This is a genomic window from Alteraurantiacibacter palmitatis, assembly GCF_037154115.1.
Lineage (GTDB): Bacteria > Pseudomonadota > Alphaproteobacteria > Sphingomonadales > Sphingomonadaceae > Alteraurantiacibacter > Alteraurantiacibacter palmitatis.
The window spans coordinates 319,995-337,506 of sequence record NZ_JBANRO010000002.1; the positions used below are offsets into that span (position 1 = coordinate 319,995).

Below are 17,512 nucleotides of genomic sequence, written 5' to 3' on the forward strand. Positions count from 1 at the left end.
TGGTCAGCGCTTGCCAGATGCCGCGCCCGGCGGCAGCGTGTCTGGCCTGATGCTGACGCGCAAACTCTTTCGCCAATCGCTCGCCCCGGTAGTGGACCTGCTTTATCCACCGCGCTGCCCGGTATGCGGCGAGGCGGTGGGCGAGCATGGCGGGCTGTGCCAATCCTGCTGGTCGGGTCTGGTGTTCCCGGTCGCGGGCGAGGGGGAGGACACCGCGCAGGTCAGCACGGCGACGCTGTATAACGACACCTCGCGCAAGCTGGTTCTGGCATTCAAGCATGGCGGGCGCATTGCGCTGGCAGGGCTGTTGTCGCGGCTGATGCTGGCGCGTCTGCCCGCGCTGGAGGGGGATTGGCTGGTTGTGCCCGTCCCGCTCCACCGCCGCCGCCTGTGGACGCGCGGCTATAACCAGTCGGCCTTGCTGGCCCGAGAAATCGCACGGGCGAGGGAGCACAAGCTGCTGGTTGATGCGCTCCATCGGCAACGTGCCACGCCCAGCCTTGGCGGATTGGGCAGGGCAGAGCGCGCCCGCGTACTGAACGGCGCGATTCGCGCAAATCCGCGCCACCTTGCGCGTCTGCGCGGCGCGAATATCCTGTTGGTTGACGATGTGATGACCAGCGGGGCCACCACGGCATCATGCTGCGATGCCTTGGGTCAGGCAGGCGCGGCGCAGGTGCACATCGCCTGCTTTGCGCAGGTGATGGACGAGGCGCTTTAGTGCGGCAAAACGCAAAACGCCCGGAGCGTTTCCGCACCGGGCGTTCGCGTGACGATATCGCTGGAGCCGCGCTTCAAACCCCCCAGTCAGCGGCGGGCTCCAATCCCTCATGAACGGCCTGCCTTTGGCAGTGCCACTCCTCCCGATCCTTGGCCCCGCACCGAAGTGCGACCATTGAAACGACAGGCGGCCCGTCCAGCCGCTGAGCCCTTCATTCCATTGAAGTGGCGAGACGGAAACAGGCGAAGCAGGATCTGATACATTTTGCCAAATCCCTGTGTTTATCCTGCAACAAGACGCTAAAGGGCTGCCATGACCGATGCGAACGAGACGCCCCTGCGGGAAGCCGGATCCACCTTCCTGCCAAAATATACCAGCGACGGCCTGATTGCGGCCATCGTGCAGCACGCCGAATCGGGCGAGGTGCTGATGTTTGCCTATATGAATGCCGAGTCGCTCGCCGCGACGCGCGCTACGGGCCGTGCGCATTTCTGGTCGCGCAGCCGGGGCAAATTGTGGCTTAAGGGCGAGACAAGCGGGCATTACCTTGCGGTGCAGAAGATCCTGGTCGATTGCGATCAGGATGCGCTGGTGCTGAAGGTGCTGCCCGCGGGGCCTGCCTGCCACACGGGCGCGCCGACCTGCTTTTACCGCGAACTTGGCCCGGACGGCCTTTCGCGGCTCGGTTAATTCACACCATTTCGATTGCGCTGGGAGAGAGCCTGATCATGACTGCCTATAACCCGCCGGCCCAGGATGTGGCCTTTGTCCTCAAGCATATGTTGCGGGTGCAGGACCGGCAGGATCCGGCCAATTATGCCATGGTGGACGAGGATATCATCGACGCCGTCGTGAACGAGGCGGGCCGGTTCTGCCGTGACATCGTCGCCCCGCTCAACACCGTGTCCGACCAGCAGGGCTGCACCCGCCATGCCGATGGCCGCGTCACCACGCCCGATGGCTTTGCCGCCGCTTACCGCGCCTGGACCGAATCGGGATGGGGAACGCTTGCGCAGCCGGAGGAATGGGGCGGGCAGGGGATGCCGCACGCGCTGTTCACCGTGATCGAGGAATATCTCAATTCCTCCTGCGCGGGCTTCACCATGTATCCCGGCATCATGGCGGGCGCGGTGGCAACGGTGGAAGCTGCCGGATCGGACGAGTTGAAAGCGGCTTACCTGCCCAAGATGGTGAGCGGCGAATGGCTGGCCACCATGGCGCTGACCGAGGGCCATGCGGGCACCGATCTTGGCTTGATGAAAACCGCAGCACAGCCGCGGGACGATGGCTCCTTCGCGCTGTCGGGCGAGAAGATATTCATCTCTGGCGGCGACCATGATCTGACCGAGAATATCGTGCATCTGGTGCTGGCGCGTCTGCCCAATGCGCCAGTGGGGACGCGCGGCATATCGCTGTTTCTGGTGCCGAAATTCCTGCCCGATGGCAGGCGGAATGGCGTGTCAGTCGGATCGATCGAGCACAAGATGGGCCTGCACGGCAGCGCCACCTGCGTGCTCAATTTCGACGGCGCGACAGGCTGGCTTCTGGGGCAGCCGCATCAGGGCCTCGCCGCGATGTTCATCATGATGAACGCCGCGCGCCTCGCCGTGGGTGTGCAGGGGCTGGCCCATGCCGAACACGCTTACCAGCGCGCCGCGGCCTATGCGCTTGACCGCAAGCAGGGCCGCGCGCTGGGCCAGCGGCCTGATCCCAATGCGGCCGCCGATCCGCTGATCGTGCATCCCGATATACGCCGGATGCTGATGGATGCCCGGGCCTTTGCGGAAGGGTTCCGCGCCCTTGTGCTGTGGACCGCGGTGCAGATCGACATAGCGCACGGCGCGGCCGATCCGGATGAGCGCAAACGCGCCAATGCGCTCGTCTCTTTCCTCACCCCGGTGATCAAGGCGTTTGGCAGCGATCGCGGCTTTGAGGTTGCGGTGAATATGCAGCAGGTGCTGGGCGGGCACGGCTATGTGGCCGAATGGGGCATGGAACAGATCGTGCGCGATGCGCGCATTGCGATGATCTACGAAGGCGCAAACGGCGTGCAGGCGCTTGATCTGGCGGGCCGCAAGACCGCGAAAGATGGCGGGCAGGTGGCGCTGGGATTCCTCCGCATGATCGCAGAAGAATGCGAAGCGGCGGATGCCTCGCTCGCCTTCATCGCCGATCCGCTGGGCAAGGCGGTGCATCACGGCGAGGCGGCGGTAAAGGCGCTGCTGGAGCAGGCGGCGGGCAATCCCGATGACATGGCGGGCGGCGCCTATGCCTATATGCAGCTGATCGGCACGCTGGCGGTGGGCTGGGCATGGCTGCGGCTTGCCTCCACCGCGCAGGGCCTGCTGGCGGCGGGCGAGGGCGATGCCGCTTTCCTTGAGGCCAAACTGGCGACCGCGCGCTTCTACGCCGAACAGCAATTGCCGCTGTGCACCACGCTGCGCCACCGGGTGAAAGCAGGTGCGGGCGCGATGATGGCGCTGACGTCGGAGCAGTTCGTGCGGGGCTAGGGCCTAGCTCAGAACCTCGTCGAACAGCGCATACATCGCGGCCCAGCTCTGCCGGTCGGCGCTGGCATCATAGGCTGTTGCCGGGTTGGTCGTCGGGCCGGGATTGGTGAAGCCGTGCTTTACCCCGGCATAGGAGTGGAAGTGCCAGTTGGCCCCCGCTTCGTCCATTTCCTCCCAGAAATCGAGCACCTGGCTGCGCGGCACCATCGGGTCGGCATCGCCGTGGCAGACAAGGATGCGCGCACGCACCGCGCCCGGCTCTGCCGGCATATCGGTGCCGAGCAGGCCGTGGAAGCTGACTGCGGCGAAGAGTGGCGCACCTTCGCGGGCCAGTTCGAGCGCGGCCTGCCCGCCCATGCAGAAGCCGATGGCACCGATGGGGAGCCCCGCCGCTTCGGGCAGGTTTGCGAGCGCCTTCACACTGGCGCGCAGGCGCTGGCGGTAGACCTGCGGCTTGCTGCGGATAACAGCCGCATTGACGCGCGCATCGTCGAAACTGGCGGGCGCCTCGCCGTAGAAATCGGCCACCAGCGCCAGATAGCCATGCGCCCCCAGATCCGCCGCCTTGTCCAGCACGGAAGGCGTAGCGTTCATGATGGTGGGAAACACGACCACCGCTGCGCGCGGCTTCCCCTGCGGGCGAAACAGCCGCCCGGTCAGCGCCGTGGCGCCATCCGCATAGGCAATCTGTTCCATACTTATTCGGTCGGCAGGAAATCGGGCACCGAGAGATACCGCTCGCCCGTGTCGTAATTGAAGCCGAGCACGCGCGTTCCGTCGGGCGCGGCTTCCAGCTTCTTGGCAATCGCGGCCAGCGTCGCCCCGCTGGAAATGCCCACCAGCAGTCCTTCTTCGCGCGCGCAGCGGCGGGCCATCTCCTTGGCCGCTTCGGCGTTCACCTGAATCGCGCCGTCAATTGCGCGGGTGTGCAGATTGCCGGGGATGAAGCCTGCGCCGATTCCCTGAATGGGATGCGGGCCGGGCTGACCGCCGGAAATCACCGGCGAAAGCTCCGGTTCCACGGCATAGGCCTTCATGTCGGGCCAATGTTCTTTCAGCACTTCGGCGCAGGCGGTCAGGTGCCCTCCCGTGCCGACCCCTGTGATCAGCAGCGCGGGCGGCGCATCGGCAAAGTCCGCCAGAATTTCCTGCGCCGTGGTGCGCGCGTGCACCGCGACATTGGCCGGGTTTTCAAACTGCTGCGGCATCCACGCGCCGGGCGTCTGCGCCACCAGTTCCGCGGCGCGTTCCAAAGCGCCCTTCATGCCCTTTTCACGCGGGGTAAGGTCGAAGCTGGCGCCATAGGCCAGCATCAGGCGGCGGCGCTCCACACTCATGCTTTCGGGCATGACGAGGACGAGCTTGTAGCCCTTGACCGCTGCCACCATGGCCAGGCCGATGCCGGTATTGCCGCTGGTCGGCTCGACAATCGTGCCGCCTGGCTTCAGCGCGCCGCTGGCCTCGGCATCCTCGACCATCGCCAGCGCGATGCGATCCTTGATCGATCCGCCGGGATTGGTCCGCTCGCTCTTCACCCATACGTCGTGATCGGGGAACAGGCGGGACAGCCGGATGTGCGGGGTGTGGCCGATCGTATCGAGGACGGATGCAAACTTCATCTCTCAGGCTCCCTTGGAATCGTCTTCCTCACCCCTGTCTAGCAGATGATCGGGCGGATCGAAGGTCTTCGTATGGCGCAGCACCGGAAACAGCCTGGCCCATGCGGCAACGGTAATCACCGCGCCTGCTCCGCCCAGCACCACCGCGGCTACCGGGCCGAGCAGCCAGGCGAGCGTGCCGGAGAAGAAATCGCCAAACTCGTTCGAGGCCGAAATCGTCATCTGCGACACGGCCGATACGCGCCCGCGCTTGTCATCGGGCGTATGCAGCTGGATCAGAGACTGGCGGATATAGACCGAGAACATATCCGCGCAGCCGATGATGAACAACATGGCAAGGCTGAACGGCATCGAGGTCGAAAGGCCGAAGGCGATCGTTGCAAGGCCGAACACGCCCACGGCATAGAGCATACGCGGGCCGACATTGTGCTTGAGCGGGCGGAAGGAGAAAAGGATCGCCGTCAGCGCCGCCCCAACCGCAGGGGCCATCGCCAGTTGCGACAGGCCCGATGCGCCAACTTGCAGGATATCGCGGGCATAGACCGGGAAAAGTGCGGTCGATCCCGCCAGAAAAACGGCAAACAGATCGAGCGAGATCGAGCCAAGCACCATCTTGTTGTGGATCACATAGGCCAGCCCCTCCCGAATCTGCGCGATGGGGTTCTGGCTGCCGGTCAGCGCACGGCGTGGGATCGGCCCGATCAGGCCCAGCGCGGAAAACGACAGCGCAAACAGCACGGCGGCCACGGTATAGGGCAAATGCGGCGCCAATTCGTAGAAATAGCCTCCCAGCGCAGGCCCCACGATCATGCCCGCCTGCCAGGCGATGGAGGACAGCGCGATCGCCTGTGGCAATTGCGCGGGCGGCACCAGATTGGGGGCAAGCGCGCCCAGCGATGCGCCGGTGAAGGCACGCGCGACGCCCAGCGCCACCGCTACGCCGAACAGCGCCGGAATCGAGACCGCCGCGCTCCACGTCAACCAGGCGAGCACGGCCGCACAGGCGAGTTGCAACAGGATTGTCAGCCGCGCCAGATTGCGCCGGTCGAACCGGTCAGCGGCCAAGCCGGAAAAAGGCGTCAGCACGAACAGCGGCGCGAATTGCAAAAGGCCGATCAGCGCCAGCTGGCCCGCCGCGCCGCCCACGCTCATGCCTCCGTCGCGCGCCAGATTATAGGTCTGCCAGCCGATGATGAGCAGCATGGCATATTGCGCCAGCGTCATCGTCAGCCGCGCGACCCAGAACGCCCGGAAATTGGGGTTGCGAAAGGGGGAGGCAGGCGCAGGTGCGGATGGGGCGGGCGTGTCAGTCACGCCCGCGCCATGGCAGCGCGCCCGGCCTTTGCCAAGACGTTAGGCGTTGGGTGGTGGAAAGTTCAGCCGCGCCTGCGCAGCTTGGGGTTGGGCTGCAATTCGCGGATCATTGCCATGAACACGTCCACGCGAATGATGCGTTCGAACTGAAAACCCGCGCGGTCGTCGGTCGTCCAGATGCAATAGGCCTCGATCCGGCCGACCACGGGCAGGCGCACGATCAGGCGGTCGCCGCGCGCCAGTTCGGGCGCGTTGTCTACCATGAAGCCGTGCGCGGAGATGTTGCAGACGTGCAGCTTCATGTCGCCGGCCACGCGGTGTTCGGCGATCACCGGATAATCCACCGGATGCCGCGATGAACGCCGCAAATCGGTGACGGAAAGCTGTGCTCCGTATCCCATAGTTTTGCGCTCCCTTGCGTTTCGTGCCGACCCGCAAAACGCATTGCCGCAAAAAACTGGATAAAGGGTAAAGGCGCGTTATCGCTCTTGGCTTGGTGTGCGGATCAGGCCCCGCGCAGCACCGCGTGCTTCTTGCGCCCCAGGCTGAGTTTGCGTTCTGCACCGGGGGCCAGTTCCACCAGTTGCGCAGGATCGTGCACCGGCTCGTCATCCAGCTTGACCGCGCCTTCGGCAATCTTGCGCTTGGCCTCGCCATTGGACGCGGTGAACCCCAGCGCGGTGAGCGCGTTACCGATGCGCACGCCTTCGCCAGAAACCTCCAGCACCGGCAGCTCGCCGCCCAGGCCGCCTTCGCCAAAGGTCTGCGCGGCGGTGGCTTCGGCCTTCGCTGCGGCTTCCCGGCCGCGAACCAGCCGGGTGACTTCATTGGCAAGCACCACCTTGGCGGCGTTGATCTCGCTGCCGTGGAGGGCTTCGAGGCGGGCAATCTCGTCCAGCGGCAGATCGGTGAACAGTTTCAGGAAACGGCCCACATCGCGGTCGTCCACATTGCGCCAATATTGCCAGAAGTCGTAAGCGGGCAGCTGTTCCTCGTTCAGCCACACGGCCCCGGCGGCGGTCTTGCCCATCTTTGCGCCATCCGCCGTGGTCAGCAGCGGGGTGGTAAGGCCGAACACCTCCACCCCGTCCATGCGGCGGGTGAGTTCGACGCCGTTGATGATATTGCCCCACTGGTCGGACCCACCCATTTGCAGCCGCACGCCCATTTCGTGCGCCAGATGGCGGAAATCGTACCCTTGCAGGATCATGTAATTGAATTCGAGGAAGGTCATCGGCTGTTCGCGGTCCAGCCGCAGCTTGACTGAATCGAAAGTGAGCATCCGGTTGACGGTGAAATGCGTGCCAACCTTTTGCAGCAGTTCGATATAGCCAAGCTTGCCCAGCCAATCGTGGTTGTTGACCATGATGGCATCTGTCGGGCCATCGCCAAACACCAGCAGCTTTTCAAACACCTTGCGGATGCCCGCGATATTCGCCTCGATGGCCTCGTCGCTCAGCATCTTGCGGCTTTCGTCGCGCCCCGTGGGATCGCCGATGCGCGTGGTGCCGCCGCCCATCAGCACCACCGGCTTGTGCCCGGCCTGTTGCAGGCGGCGCAGCATCATGATCTGCACCAGGCTGCCGACATGAAGGGATGGCGCGGTGGCATCGAAGCCGATATAGCCCGGCACCACCTGGCGCGCGGCCAAGGCATCCAATGCGCCCGCATCGGTCACCTGGTGGATGTAGCCCCGCTGATCCAGCAGGTTGAGGAGGTCGGACTGGAATTGGCTCATGGTTCTCTCTTTTCGTAGCCGCGCCGGTTAGCAAGGGGCCGCGGCTTATGCAAACCTGTGCCCTTGTCTGCCATCCCGCCTGCGCGCCGCTTGCCGTGTCCGGTGTGGAGGCGCGCTGGGGCATTGTCGGGCCATGGCTGCAATTGCGGTGGCGTGTGGAAGGGGCCGCCCGCGTGATCCTGCCGCCTTTTGCCGGGCGCGAACGGCAGGACGGATTGTGGCAGGCCACCTGCTTTGAAATGTTCGTGCAGCCAGCAGGCGGCACCGCCTATGCCGAATATAATTTCAGCCCGTCCGAGGCCTATGCCGCCTATGATTTTGCGACCTGGCGCGAGGGAATGGCGGAGCGCCCGCTCAGCCATGCGCCCGTCATCAGCCCGCGAAAGGGCATCGGTCTGTTCCTGTTTGATGTCGCGATACCGCTAGCTGATTTGCCCGCGCTTCCGGCGGCACTTTCGCTCACCTGCGTGATCGAGGAGGAGGGCGGCGCAAAGTCCTATTGGGCGATGGATCACGGCCGCAGCCCGCAGCCTGATTTCCACCAGGCCGCTTGCTTCGCCGCCTCACTTGCGGCAACCGAAACCCCATGAAATTCGGGATTGATCGCCTGCTGGCGGAACAGGAATGGCAGGCCGCACTGGCAGGGCGGCGCGTGGCGCTGGTGGCGCATCCGGCCTCGGTCACGGCAGACCTCACCCATTCGCTCGACGCGCTGATCGCGGCCGGGGTCAATGTCACCTCTGCCTTTGGCCCGCAGCACGGGCTGAAGGGCGACAAGCAGGACAATATGGTGGAAACGGCGGACGAGCTGGATCCGCTCCACAACATCCCCGTCTTCAGCCTCTATGGCGAAGTCCGCCGGCCCACTCCTGCCATGATGGACAGCGCGGATGTGTTCCTGTTCGATCTGCAGGATCTGGGCTGCCGCATCTACACCTTCGTCACCACGCTGCTTTACCTGCTGGAAGAGGCGGCAAAGGCGGGCAAGGAAGTTTGGGTGCTTGACCGGCCCAATCCCGCCGGCCGGCCCGTGGAAGGCACCACGCTGTTGCCGGGGCAGGAAAGCTTTGTCGGCGCAGGCCCCATGCCGATGCGCCACGGCCTGACAATGGGGGAAATGGGGCACTGGTTCATCCGCCATTTCGGGCTGGATGTGGCCTATCGCGTGGTTCCCATGCAGGGCTGGCACCCTGATGCAGCGCCCGGTTTCGGGTGGCCGGAAAGCCGCATCTGGATCAACCCCAGTCCCAATGCGGCCAGCCTCAACATGGCGCGCGCCTATGCCGGAACGGTGATGCTGGAAGGCACGACCTTGTCCGAAGGGCGCGGCACCACGCGCCCGCTGGAAGTGCTGTTTGGTGCCCCGGATGTCGCCGCACGCGCCGTTCTGGCGGAGATGCATCGGTTTGCGCCCGGATGGCTTGCGGGGTGTGCATTGCGCGAATGCTGGTTCACGCCGACCTTTCACAAACATTCGGGCGAATTGTGCAGCGCACTGATGATCCATGCCGAAGGACGCTTTTACGATCACGCCGCGTTCCGTCCCTGGCGCTTGCAGGCGCTGGCATTCAAGGCGATCCGTCGCCTTTACCCGGATTATCCGATCTGGCGCGACTTTCCCTATGAATACGAATTCGATCGCCTGGCGATTGATGTCATCAACGGCGGCCCGTCCTTGCGTGAATGGGTGGATGATTTTGCGGCCACCCCCCATGATCTGGAAGATCTGGCTGCGCGCGACGAACAGGCGTGGCGGGCGCAAGTGGCGGATTTGCTGCTGTATTGATGCCTAGGCCATCCGGCCTAGGCCGGCGCGTGCGAAGGGCAGGTTAACCTTTTGTCCCGATGGCGGTGTTAGCGTGTCCAGCATGGATCAGCCCGCCGCACTGACTGCGTCCATTGCGCCCCCTTCCGATGTCCCGTGCAATCTGTGCGGCGCGCGCGATGCGCGGCACCTCTTTACCAAGGCCGGATACCGGCTTGTAAAGTGCCAATCCTGCGATCTTGCCTTCATTGCCAACCCGCCCGATGCCGAGGCCATAACCGCACTTTATACCGCCAAGGCGTCCTATCACGACGACCTGCTCGACCCCGCATCTGCCTCCTTTGCCCGGATGCGCGCGATTGCCCTTCAGCATATCGCCATGCTGGCCCGCAGCACGGGCGCGGCAAAGGGGCTGCGCCTTCTTGATATTGGCTGTTCCAACGGGCTGTTCCTCGATGAAGCGCGCAAAGCGGGATACGATGCCCACGGGGCGGAGCTTTCGCCCGAAACATCCGCCTTCGCCCGCACGCATTTCGGCCTGCCGGTGCATAGCGGGGACTGGCGCGATGCCGGATATGCCGATGGCAGCTTCGATGTGGTGACGCTGTTCGACGTGATCGAACATCTCACCGATCCCATGACAGAGCTGCGCGAGGTGCGCCGCCTGCTCAAACCCGGCGGGCTGCTGCTGCAATCCACGCCCGATATTGACGGCCTGTTCCCGCGCCTGTCCTACAAGGTGGCAAAGGCGATCGATTACTGGCCGCATCCCGAACCGCCCTGGCATCTGTTTCAGTTCTCCACGCGCACATTGTCCGCGATGACGCAGAAGGCGGGTTACGCCGTGGCCCGCGCGGATCGCACGATGATCGGCCTCGATTATACGTTCGGCACGCTTGACAGCTGGAAAGTCAGCCCCAAGCTGGTGCCCTATGCGCTGGCCTTTGCACCGGTGGCCGCGCTGGGCAAGTGGCTGGGGCAGGGCGACTGGCTGTATCTGGCCGCACGCAAGGGGGGCGATTAAGGTTCTTGCTCTGGCGCAATGCCGGGCTATCCCATGCGTGGGAGAGAACACATATGCTCAGATTCTACAGCTTCGGCCCCGGTGCAAATTCCTTGAAACCCATGCTGGCCCTTTACGAAAAGGAGCTGGAGTTCGAACACAAGCTGCTCAACCCGCGCAAGTTCGAGCATCATTCCGACTGGTACAAGGCAATCAATCCGCGCGGACAGGTTCCCGCGCTGGAGGATAACGGGCGGATAATCACCGAAAGCACGGTGATCTGCGAATATCTGGAGGACGCCCACCCCACGGCGCTGAAACTGCGCCCCGCCGATCCCTATGACGTCGCGCAGATGCGCATCTGGACCAAGTGGGTGGACGAATATTTCTGCTGGTGCGTGTCCACGATTGGCTGGCACCGCCACGTATCCAAAATGGTCGAAAATCTCTCCGATGCCGAGTTCGAGGAGATGGTGGCGCGCGTGCCGATTCCCGAACAGCAGGTGAAATGGCGCCGCGCGCGCGAAGGCTTTCCGCAGGACTTGCTTGACGAGGAAATGCGCAAGATCGCGTTCAGCGTGCGCAAGTTGGACGATCATCTGGCGGATAATGAATGGCTGGCGGGCGGCGTCTATTCGCTGGCCGACATCTGCAATTTCGCAATCGCCAACGGCATGGAAAAGGGCTTTGCGGATTTGGTGAACGCCGAAGATACGCCGCATCTTGTCCGCTGGATCGAACAGATCAACGCGCGCCCGCAGGTGCAGCGCCTGTTCGCGAATGTGCCCAGGGAATTTTAGGCCGAGTTCTAGCGGCGCTCCCGCTGCGCCAGGGCGGCTTGCGCCAGTGCGAGGAACTCCATTTCCGAAACGGGTGCTGCCGGGTTGTTCCAGCTCATCGCCAGCACCCACCATTGCCCTGCCGCATCGCGCAGCAGCCAGCTAAAATTGAGCACGCCCGGTTCCGAACCGCCTTTGTATCCGGCATAGGCCCAGCCCGAAAAGCGCTGGCGATCCATGCCAAGGTTGACGCCCAGAATCTCCAGCGCCACCGGGTCTTGGGCAAGGCGGGCGTAAATCCGCGCGATATCTTCTGCACTGGCAAACCATTCCACCCCGATGAAGCGCGGGCCGGGGCCAAAGACGCGCTGGATATCGGCCATGTCGAGCTGCCGGTCCTGCAAGCCTGCCAGAATTGCGCGGCGCTGCGCTTCGTTCCCTGCCTCATACTGTGCGAGCGTGGAGTCATCGCCCAGCTTGAGCAGGAACAGCTCGCGCGTTGTGAGATAGGGCAGCGTGGCCGCAGGCGCGGAATGGCCCGATGCCACCAGTTCCGCCTCCACCGCTTCGCGCCCCAGCACCGCCATCAGCTGATCGGTGGCGGTGTTGTCGCTGATCGAGATCATCAGCGTGGCGAGCGTGTGCAGCGTCACCGGGCTGCCGCGGGGCCAGTCCTGCATCTGCCCGCTGGGAAAGCTGCGCTCGGTCAGGTTCACCACATCCTCCCACCGGCGCTCGCCCCGCGCAATCGAACGGGAAAGCGCGGAGAGAACGTAAAGCTTGAAGGTCGAGCCGATGGCGAATTGCCGATCTGCATTATGCGCGGCTATCACCTCACTCCCGTCCAGACGGGCAAAAAGCAGCGCGGTTTCGCCCGGTAAGTCCTGCACTTGTTCCACCACCGAAAGGCCGCGTTCATTCACCGGTGCCAGATCATTCAGCAGCAGCCCGGCGACGCGATAAGGTGCGCTGCCTTCCAGCTGCATCGGCCCGCGCACGATGGCGCGTTCAAAGCGGATGGAGACGGTGGCCGCGCCGCGCTGCGCGCCCGGTTCGACCGCATCAAGACCCACCAGCGCGCCAACCTGCGCGGTCAATTGCCGGCCAATCATGGCAAATTGCGCTTCGGGCACGGCCATCACGAAACTGTCGGCAAACACCTCGGCATAGGGTTTCTCGCCAGCGATCACGGCGACCACATCAGCGGCACGCTGGCGCAGCTCGCTTTCGCTTTGCGCGCGGGCCGGGGAAGCGACCAGCGCCAGCGAAATCGCCAGCAATGCCAAGGCTCTGGCGCACAGGCGGGACGATCGGGATGCCATCAGCGTTATCATAAAAGTAACCAGACTTGTTTAGTCCCCTTGGCGCGAGAGAATAACCTAATTCCGGGGGAACGGGACATGGAACTGGGCAAGATCGAACTATCGGGCCACGAAGCTATCGACCTTATTCCCGATAGTTGCGGCGAAGTCATCGTGGGATGTGCCGATCTGGCCGGGATCGTGCAATCGGTGATGGAGGCATCCAGCCGTCTGCGTGACGAGCACGAGGCGCTGCAAGGCACGATTGCCACGCTGGAGGCCGATCAGCGGCAGGTGGCGCAGGCTTGCGATGAATCGCGCCTGCTTTCACAGCGCGCGCTCGCCAGTCTTGGCGAAGGGGCCAGCCTGATCCAGTCGTCGCTGGGGCAGATCACCTCGCTGGTGGAACTGGTGGAGACATTGTCCCTCCATGTCACCGGCTTTGCCGCCGCCATGCAGCAGGTGCAGCGCTGTTCGCGCGATATTGCTGACCTTGCCGAAACCACCAACATCCTCGCGCTCAACGCCACGATCGAGGCGGCACGCGCAGGCGATGCCGGACGCGGCTTTGCCGTTGTGGCGGCCGAGGTCAAGGAACTGGCCTTCAAGACGCACAAGGCGACCGACGAAATCACCCGCACGGTCGATGCGCTGGGCATCGAAGCGAGCCAGGTGATCGGTCAGATCGAAAACGGCACGCAGGCCAGCCAAACCGCGCGCAATTCGGTCAGCCGGATCGAGGAAACGATCAGCGATGTGGTCCGTCTGGTCGAGGAAGTCGACGACCAGAACGACCAGATTGCCCGCGCTTCCAGCACGATGACGCACCATGTGCTGACCGTGCAGGACACGATCGAAGGGTTCAACAAGGCCGCGCTGGATAACGAAGCGCGACTGGCGCAGGCGCGCACGCGCATCGTGGACCTTGAAGAAATGTCGAACCTCATGTTCGACCGCATTGTCCATGCCGGGCTCTGCCCGCGCGATCTGGACATGGTGGAAGCCGCCAAGAATGCCGCAAAGGAAGTGGCCGAGCTTGCCTCTGCCGCGCTGGCACGGGGCGAGATCACAATTGATGCACTGTATGACGAAAACTACATCGAAATTCCGGGCAGCAATCCGCCGCGCTACCGCAACCGCTTCTGCGACTGGGCGCACCAGCACTGGCGCCCGGTTCTCGACAAGGTCAAGGCGGCCGACCCCGCGATCCTGACCACGGTATGCGATGACCGCAACGGATATCTGCCGACGCATCTGAGCGAGCGCAGCCGCACGCCCACCGGCGATCTGGCGCACGATACCGCCTTCTGCCGCAACGGCCGCCTGATCATCAGCGAGATGGACAAGCGCATCAAGCAGAGCAATGCCGATTACACGATGGCCGTCTATCGCCACGAAGGGAACGGCAATGGCTATATCGTGGTGCGACAGGTCAATGTGCCGATCATCATCAACGGCCGCCGCTGGGGCGATTACGAGATTTCCTATCAGGTCTGAGCCGGCCCGAAATCAGGCGTCGATCAGGTCGCGGTCCACCTCGCCCGCGCGGTTCTGAATGAAGTTGAACCGGTGTTCGGGGTTCTTCCCCATCAACTGATCGACCAGTTCCTTCACCGCGTAACGCTGTTCGTGCTCGGCGGGCAGGGTGATGCGGATCAGGCTGCGCGTGGCCGGGTTCATCGTGGTTTCGCGTAGCTGGTTGGGGTTCATCTCGCCCAGCCCCTTGAACCGGCTGACCTCGACCTTCTTGCCCTTGAACCGCCCCGCCTCCAGCTCCGCCCGGTGCGCGTCGTCGCGGGCATAGGCGCTCTCCTTGCCTGCGGTCAGGCGGTAAAGCGGCGGCTGCGCCAGATAGAGGTGCCCCTGCCGCACCAGTTCGGGCATTTCCTGAAAGAAGAACGTCATCAGCAGCGTGGCGATATGGGCGCCGTCCACATCGGCATCGGTCATGATGATGACGCGGTCATAGCGTAGCTGCGCCGGGTCGCAATCCTTGCGCATCCCGCAGCCCAGCGCGAGTGCCAGATCGGCAATTTCGCTGTTGGCGCGGATCTTGTCGGCGCTGGCGCTGGCCACGTTCAGGATCTTGCCGCGAATGGGCAGGATGGCCTGCGATTTACGGTCGCGCGCCTGTTTGGCGCTGCCGCCCGCGCTGTCGCCTTCGACGATGAACAGCTCGGTCTCCGCCTCGCCTTCGCCGCTGCAATCGGTGAGCTTTCCGGGCAGGCGCAGCTTCTTGGCGCTGGTGGCGGTCTTGCGCTTGATTTCCCGTTCGGCCTTGCGTCTCAGGCGCTCATCCATCCGCTCCATCACGCTGCCCAGCAGCGCACGGCCGCGTTCCATATTGTCGGCCAGAAAGTGATCGAAATGGTCGCGCACCGCGTTTTCGACCAGTCGCGCCGCTTCGGGCGAGGTCAGGCGGTCTTTCGTCTGGCTCTGGAATTGCGGATCGCGGATGAACACGCTCAGCATGATTTCCGCGCCGGTCATCACATCGTCGGCGGTGATGTCCTTGGCCTTTTTCTGCCCCACCAGTTCGCCAAAGGCGCGAAGCGAGCGGGTGAGCGCGGAGCGCAGGCCCTGTTCGTGCGTGCCGCCATCGGGCGTGGGCACGGTGTTGCAATACCAGCTGGTCGATCCATCCGACCACAGCGGCCAGGCCACCGCCCATTCGACGCGGCCCTGCGTCTGGCCCGCCTCGTTGAGCGGGAAATCCTGGCTGCCGGTGAAGAAATCGGCCGTCACGCATTCGCGCGTGCCCACCTGTTCGCGCAAATGATCGGAAAGCCCGCCGGGAAACTGGAACACGGCCTCTGCCGGCACTTCTGCGCTGGCGAGGGAGGGGGAGCAACGCCAGCGGATTTCGACGCCGGCAAACAGATAGGCCTTGGAGCGCGCCAGCTTGAACAGGCGTTTGGGGTTAAAGGAACGGTCACCGAAAATCTCGGTATCGGGGATGAAGGATACGCTGGTGCCGCGCCGGTTGGGCGCTGCACCAAGGCGTTGGAGCGGCCCCTGCGGCACCCCGCGCGAGAAGCATTGTGCGTACAATTCCTTGCCGCGCGCGACCTCCACCCGCGTTTCCACCGACAGCGCGTTCACCACCGATACGCCCACGCCATGCAGGCCGCCGCTGGTGGCATAGGCCTTGCCGGAAAACTTGCCGCCCGAATGGAGTGTGGAAAGGATCACTTCCAGAGTGGATTTGCCGGGGAATTTGGGGTGTTCGTCCACGGGCATCCCGCGCCCGTTATCGGTGATGGTCAGGCGGCGGGGCTGCCCGTCCACCTCCTCCAGCACCATTTCGATGCGGGTGGCATGGCCGGCCACCGCCTCGTCCATCGCGTTGTCGAGCACTTCGGCGGCGAGGTGATGATAGGCGCGTTCGTCCGTGCCGCCGATATACATACCGGGACGGCGGCGAACCGGCTCCAGCCCTTCCAATACTTCGATAGCAGACGAATCGTAATCACCGCCGCCGGCGGGCAAGGCGTCGAACAGGTCCTGGCTCATAGCTGGTGCTATAGGCGCGCGGATTCCTCTGCTTCAAGCCGCTTGCGGCATTTATCGCCAGTTTGCAGGCGCTTTGACCTGCCCTAGAACTGCCGTGGTGCCGGATCGACCACGCTGACGGCGCCGTTGCCGATTTCGCGCACTTCGAAAACGCGCTCGCCCACGCCATCGGCACGGAACCGAAACGCGCCGTCCAGCCCCAGAAAGCCGTCGGGATCGAGCATCTGTTGCACGGGGAAGGGGCGGCCTGGCGTCCATTCGCGTGCCACGCGCAAGGTCAGCAGAACCGCGTCATAGCCCAGCGTTGCCACCCGATAGGGCTGATTGCCGAACCGCGTTTCATACGATGTCGCAAACTGGCGGTAACGGGCATCGGAAACCGAGGAGAACCATGCGCCGCGCAACGAGGCGGTGCGGGGCAGGGTGGTATCACCGCTCCACAGTTCCGGCCCGATCAGCGAAGGCAGATCCGCACCCGCCTGCTTCAGCTCATTGGCCGCGATTACCGCCATGCGCGGGCCATCCCCGATCAGCACGGTGTCAAATCCGCCCTGCCGGTTGAGCCGCGCGGCCGCAGCAGTGACCGCATTGGCCCCGCTGCCATAGGTCTCGACCGCCACCAGATTGGCCCCGCCGCGTTCCGCCGTGCGGCGAAGGGCGGCGGCCATGCGCTGGCCGAACTCGCCCTGCGGCACCAATGCAGCAAAGCGGCGCGCGCCCTGATCGATGGCAAAGCGCACGGTGCGCTCAACCGATTGTTCGGGCACCAGCCCCATCACGAACACATCCGCCCCGGCAATTCCGGCATCGTTGGAAAAGGTGATCAGCGGAACACCGGCAGGCCGCGCCTGGGCCAGCACGGCCGACACATCATCACGCACCAGCGGGCCAAGAATCAGGCGGTTGCCATCGGACACCGCGCGGCTTGCCGCCAGAGCAGCCCCGGCGGCGGTATCGTAAGTGGTTATGCGCAGGTTTTCGGCATTGGTATCGAGCAGCGCCATCGTGGTCGCATTGGCGATTGACTGGCCCACCGCGCCATTCTCTCCCGAAAGCGGCACCAGCAAGGCCACCCGGTGACGCCCCTGATCCTGGGGAAGGACGCCTGCATCGGGCAGATCGGTGGGCTGTTCCACCGGGGCGGTCGTGCCGGGACGCACGCCGCCATCGTCGGGAATCACCCGGCACCCTGCCAGCACAATTGTCAGAAGGGCGAGGGCCAACCCGCGCCGCAAATTGCCGATCATGC

General features: G+C 64.2%; 16 protein-coding genes. 8 read left to right on the plus strand and 8 right to left on the minus strand.

What is annotated here, in order from left to right:
• Nucleotides 1-49 precede the first annotated feature (49 nt).
• The 3 genes from WFP44_RS03540 to WFP44_RS03550 all read left to right on the plus strand — a co-directional run bounded on the left by WFP44_RS03540 (nucleotide 50) and on the right by WFP44_RS03550 (nucleotide 3,231).
• Nucleotides 50-721, plus strand: a complete 672-nt coding sequence (locus WFP44_RS03540) for a ComF family protein (RefSeq protein WP_336924971.1) — start codon at nucleotides 50-52, stop codon at nucleotides 719-721.
• A gap of 312 nt (nucleotides 722-1,033) precedes the next feature.
• The gene (hisI, locus tag WFP44_RS03545) at nucleotides 1,034-1,411 is read left to right on the plus strand and encodes a phosphoribosyl-AMP cyclohydrolase (protein ID WP_336924972.1); all 378 of its coding nucleotides are present in this window, start codon (nucleotides 1,034-1,036) and stop codon (nucleotides 1,409-1,411) included.
• 38 nt (nucleotides 1,412-1,449) lie between these two features.
• On the plus strand, nucleotides 1,450-3,231 hold the full coding sequence (locus WFP44_RS03550; protein WP_336924973.1) for an acyl-CoA dehydrogenase C-terminal domain-containing protein: 1,782 nt from the start codon (nucleotides 1,450-1,452) through the stop codon (nucleotides 3,229-3,231).
• Nucleotides 3,232-3,234: 3 nt separating this feature from the next.
• Here the strand turns inward: WFP44_RS03550 and WFP44_RS03555 are convergent, their stop codons facing one another.
• The 5 genes from WFP44_RS03555 to tyrS form a co-directional block, all read right to left on the minus strand.
• Nucleotides 3,235-3,927: a dienelactone hydrolase family protein gene (locus tag WFP44_RS03555; RefSeq protein WP_336924974.1), complete on the minus strand. Its 693-nt coding sequence runs from the start codon at nucleotides 3,925-3,927 to the stop codon at nucleotides 3,235-3,237.
• Between the two features lie 2 nt (nucleotides 3,928-3,929).
• Complete coding sequence (gene cysK, locus WFP44_RS03560; protein ID WP_336924975.1) at nucleotides 3,930-4,850, minus strand: cysteine synthase A; 921 nt, start codon at nucleotides 4,848-4,850, stop codon at nucleotides 3,930-3,932.
• 3 nt (nucleotides 4,851-4,853) lie between these two features.
• Entirely contained in the window at nucleotides 4,854-6,164 is a 1,311-nt protein-coding gene (locus WFP44_RS03565) for an MFS transporter (protein ID WP_336924976.1), read from the minus strand.
• A gap of 62 nt (nucleotides 6,165-6,226) precedes the next feature.
• A complete protein-coding gene (locus WFP44_RS03570; protein ID WP_336924977.1) occupies nucleotides 6,227-6,565 on the minus strand; it encodes a PilZ domain-containing protein in 339 nt (112 codons plus the stop codon).
• Nucleotides 6,566-6,669: 104 nt separating this feature from the next.
• On the minus strand, nucleotides 6,670-7,902 hold the full coding sequence (tyrS, locus tag WFP44_RS03575; RefSeq protein WP_336924978.1) for a tyrosine--tRNA ligase: 1,233 nt from the start codon (nucleotides 7,900-7,902) through the stop codon (nucleotides 6,670-6,672).
• Nucleotides 7,903-7,949: 47 nt separating this feature from the next.
• Here tyrS and WFP44_RS03580 point away from each other — a divergent pair, with 47 nt between their 5' ends.
• The 4 genes from WFP44_RS03580 (at nucleotide 7,950) to WFP44_RS03595 (ending at nucleotide 11,470) form a co-directional block, all read left to right on the plus strand.
• Entirely contained in the window at nucleotides 7,950-8,492 is a 543-nt protein-coding gene (locus WFP44_RS03580) for a DOMON-like domain-containing protein (RefSeq protein WP_336924979.1), read from the plus strand.
• The gene (locus WFP44_RS03585; RefSeq protein ID WP_336924980.1) at nucleotides 8,489-9,688 is read left to right on the plus strand and encodes an exo-beta-N-acetylmuramidase NamZ family protein; all 1,200 of its coding nucleotides are present in this window, start codon (nucleotides 8,489-8,491) and stop codon (nucleotides 9,686-9,688) included. Before WFP44_RS03580 ends, WFP44_RS03585 begins: the two co-directional genes overlap by 4 nt.
• Nucleotides 9,689-9,770: 82 nt before the next feature.
• A complete protein-coding gene (locus WFP44_RS03590; RefSeq protein WP_336925045.1) occupies nucleotides 9,771-10,691 on the plus strand; it encodes a class I SAM-dependent methyltransferase in 921 nt (306 codons plus the stop codon).
• A gap of 53 nt (nucleotides 10,692-10,744) precedes the next feature.
• Nucleotides 10,745-11,470: a glutathione S-transferase family protein gene (locus WFP44_RS03595; RefSeq protein ID WP_336924981.1), complete on the plus strand. Its 726-nt coding sequence runs from the start codon at nucleotides 10,745-10,747 to the stop codon at nucleotides 11,468-11,470.
• An 8-nt stretch (nucleotides 11,471-11,478) separates the two neighbouring features.
• Here the strand turns inward: WFP44_RS03595 and WFP44_RS03600 are convergent, their stop codons facing one another.
• Nucleotides 11,479-12,783: a serine hydrolase gene (locus WFP44_RS03600; RefSeq protein ID WP_336924982.1), complete on the minus strand. Its 1,305-nt coding sequence runs from the start codon at nucleotides 12,781-12,783 to the stop codon at nucleotides 11,479-11,481.
• 66 nt (nucleotides 12,784-12,849) lie between these two features.
• Between WFP44_RS03600 and WFP44_RS03605 the strand changes: the two genes are divergently transcribed.
• Nucleotides 12,850-14,247, plus strand: a complete 1,398-nt coding sequence (locus WFP44_RS03605; RefSeq protein ID WP_336924983.1) for a methyl-accepting chemotaxis protein — start codon at nucleotides 12,850-12,852, stop codon at nucleotides 14,245-14,247.
• A gap of 12 nt (nucleotides 14,248-14,259) precedes the next feature.
• On the opposite strand, the gene parE is transcribed toward WFP44_RS03605, so the two are convergent.
• A complete protein-coding gene (parE, locus tag WFP44_RS03610) occupies nucleotides 14,260-16,263 on the minus strand; it encodes a DNA topoisomerase IV subunit B (protein WP_336924984.1) in 2,004 nt (667 codons plus the stop codon).
• Nucleotides 16,264-16,346: 83 nt separating this feature from the next.
• On the minus strand, nucleotides 16,347-17,510 hold the full coding sequence (locus WFP44_RS03615) for a penicillin-binding protein activator (protein ID WP_336924985.1): 1,164 nt from the start codon (nucleotides 17,508-17,510) through the stop codon (nucleotides 16,347-16,349).
• Nucleotides 17,511-17,512 lie beyond the last annotated feature (2 nt).

Excerpts from the sequence above, each read along its gene's own strand:
- WFP44_RS03570 (WP_336924977.1), bottom strand. The coding sequence starts at position 6,565 with ATGGGATACGGAGCACAGCTTTCCGTCACCGATTTGCGGCGTTCATCG.
- parE (WP_336924984.1), bottom strand. The coding sequence starts at position 16,263 with ATGAGCCAGGACCTGTTCGACGCCTTGCCCGCCGGCGGCGGTGATTAC.
- WFP44_RS03585 (WP_336924980.1), top strand. The coding sequence starts at position 8,489 with ATGAAATTCGGGATTGATCGCCTGCTGGCGGAACAGGAATGGCAGGCC.
- WFP44_RS03605 (WP_336924983.1), top strand. The coding sequence starts at position 12,850 with ATGGAACTGGGCAAGATCGAACTATCGGGCCACGAAGCTATCGACCTT.
- WFP44_RS03595 (WP_336924981.1), top strand. The coding sequence starts at position 10,745 with ATGCTCAGATTCTACAGCTTCGGCCCCGGTGCAAATTCCTTGAAACCC.
- WFP44_RS03580 (WP_336924979.1), top strand. The coding sequence starts at position 7,950 with ATGCAAACCTGTGCCCTTGTCTGCCATCCCGCCTGCGCGCCGCTTGCC.
- tyrS (WP_336924978.1), bottom strand. The coding sequence starts at position 7,902 with ATGAGCCAATTCCAGTCCGACCTCCTCAACCTGCTGGATCAGCGGGGC.
- cysK (WP_336924975.1), bottom strand. The coding sequence starts at position 4,850 with ATGAAGTTTGCATCCGTCCTCGATACGATCGGCCACACCCCGCACATC.
- WFP44_RS03555 (WP_336924974.1), bottom strand. The coding sequence starts at position 3,927 with ATGGAACAGATTGCCTATGCGGATGGCGCCACGGCGCTGACCGGGCGG.
- hisI (WP_336924972.1), top strand. The coding sequence starts at position 1,034 with ATGACCGATGCGAACGAGACGCCCCTGCGGGAAGCCGGATCCACCTTC.
- WFP44_RS03600 (WP_336924982.1), bottom strand. The coding sequence starts at position 12,783 with ATGATAACGCTGATGGCATCCCGATCGTCCCGCCTGTGCGCCAGAGCC.
- WFP44_RS03540 (WP_336924971.1), top strand. The coding sequence starts at position 50 with ATGCTGACGCGCAAACTCTTTCGCCAATCGCTCGCCCCGGTAGTGGAC.
- WFP44_RS03590 (WP_336925045.1), top strand. The coding sequence starts at position 9,771 with ATGGATCAGCCCGCCGCACTGACTGCGTCCATTGCGCCCCCTTCCGAT.
- WFP44_RS03615 (WP_336924985.1), bottom strand. The coding sequence starts at position 17,510 with ATGATCGGCAATTTGCGGCGCGGGTTGGCCCTCGCCCTTCTGACAATT.
- WFP44_RS03550 (WP_336924973.1), top strand. The coding sequence starts at position 1,450 with ATGACTGCCTATAACCCGCCGGCCCAGGATGTGGCCTTTGTCCTCAAG.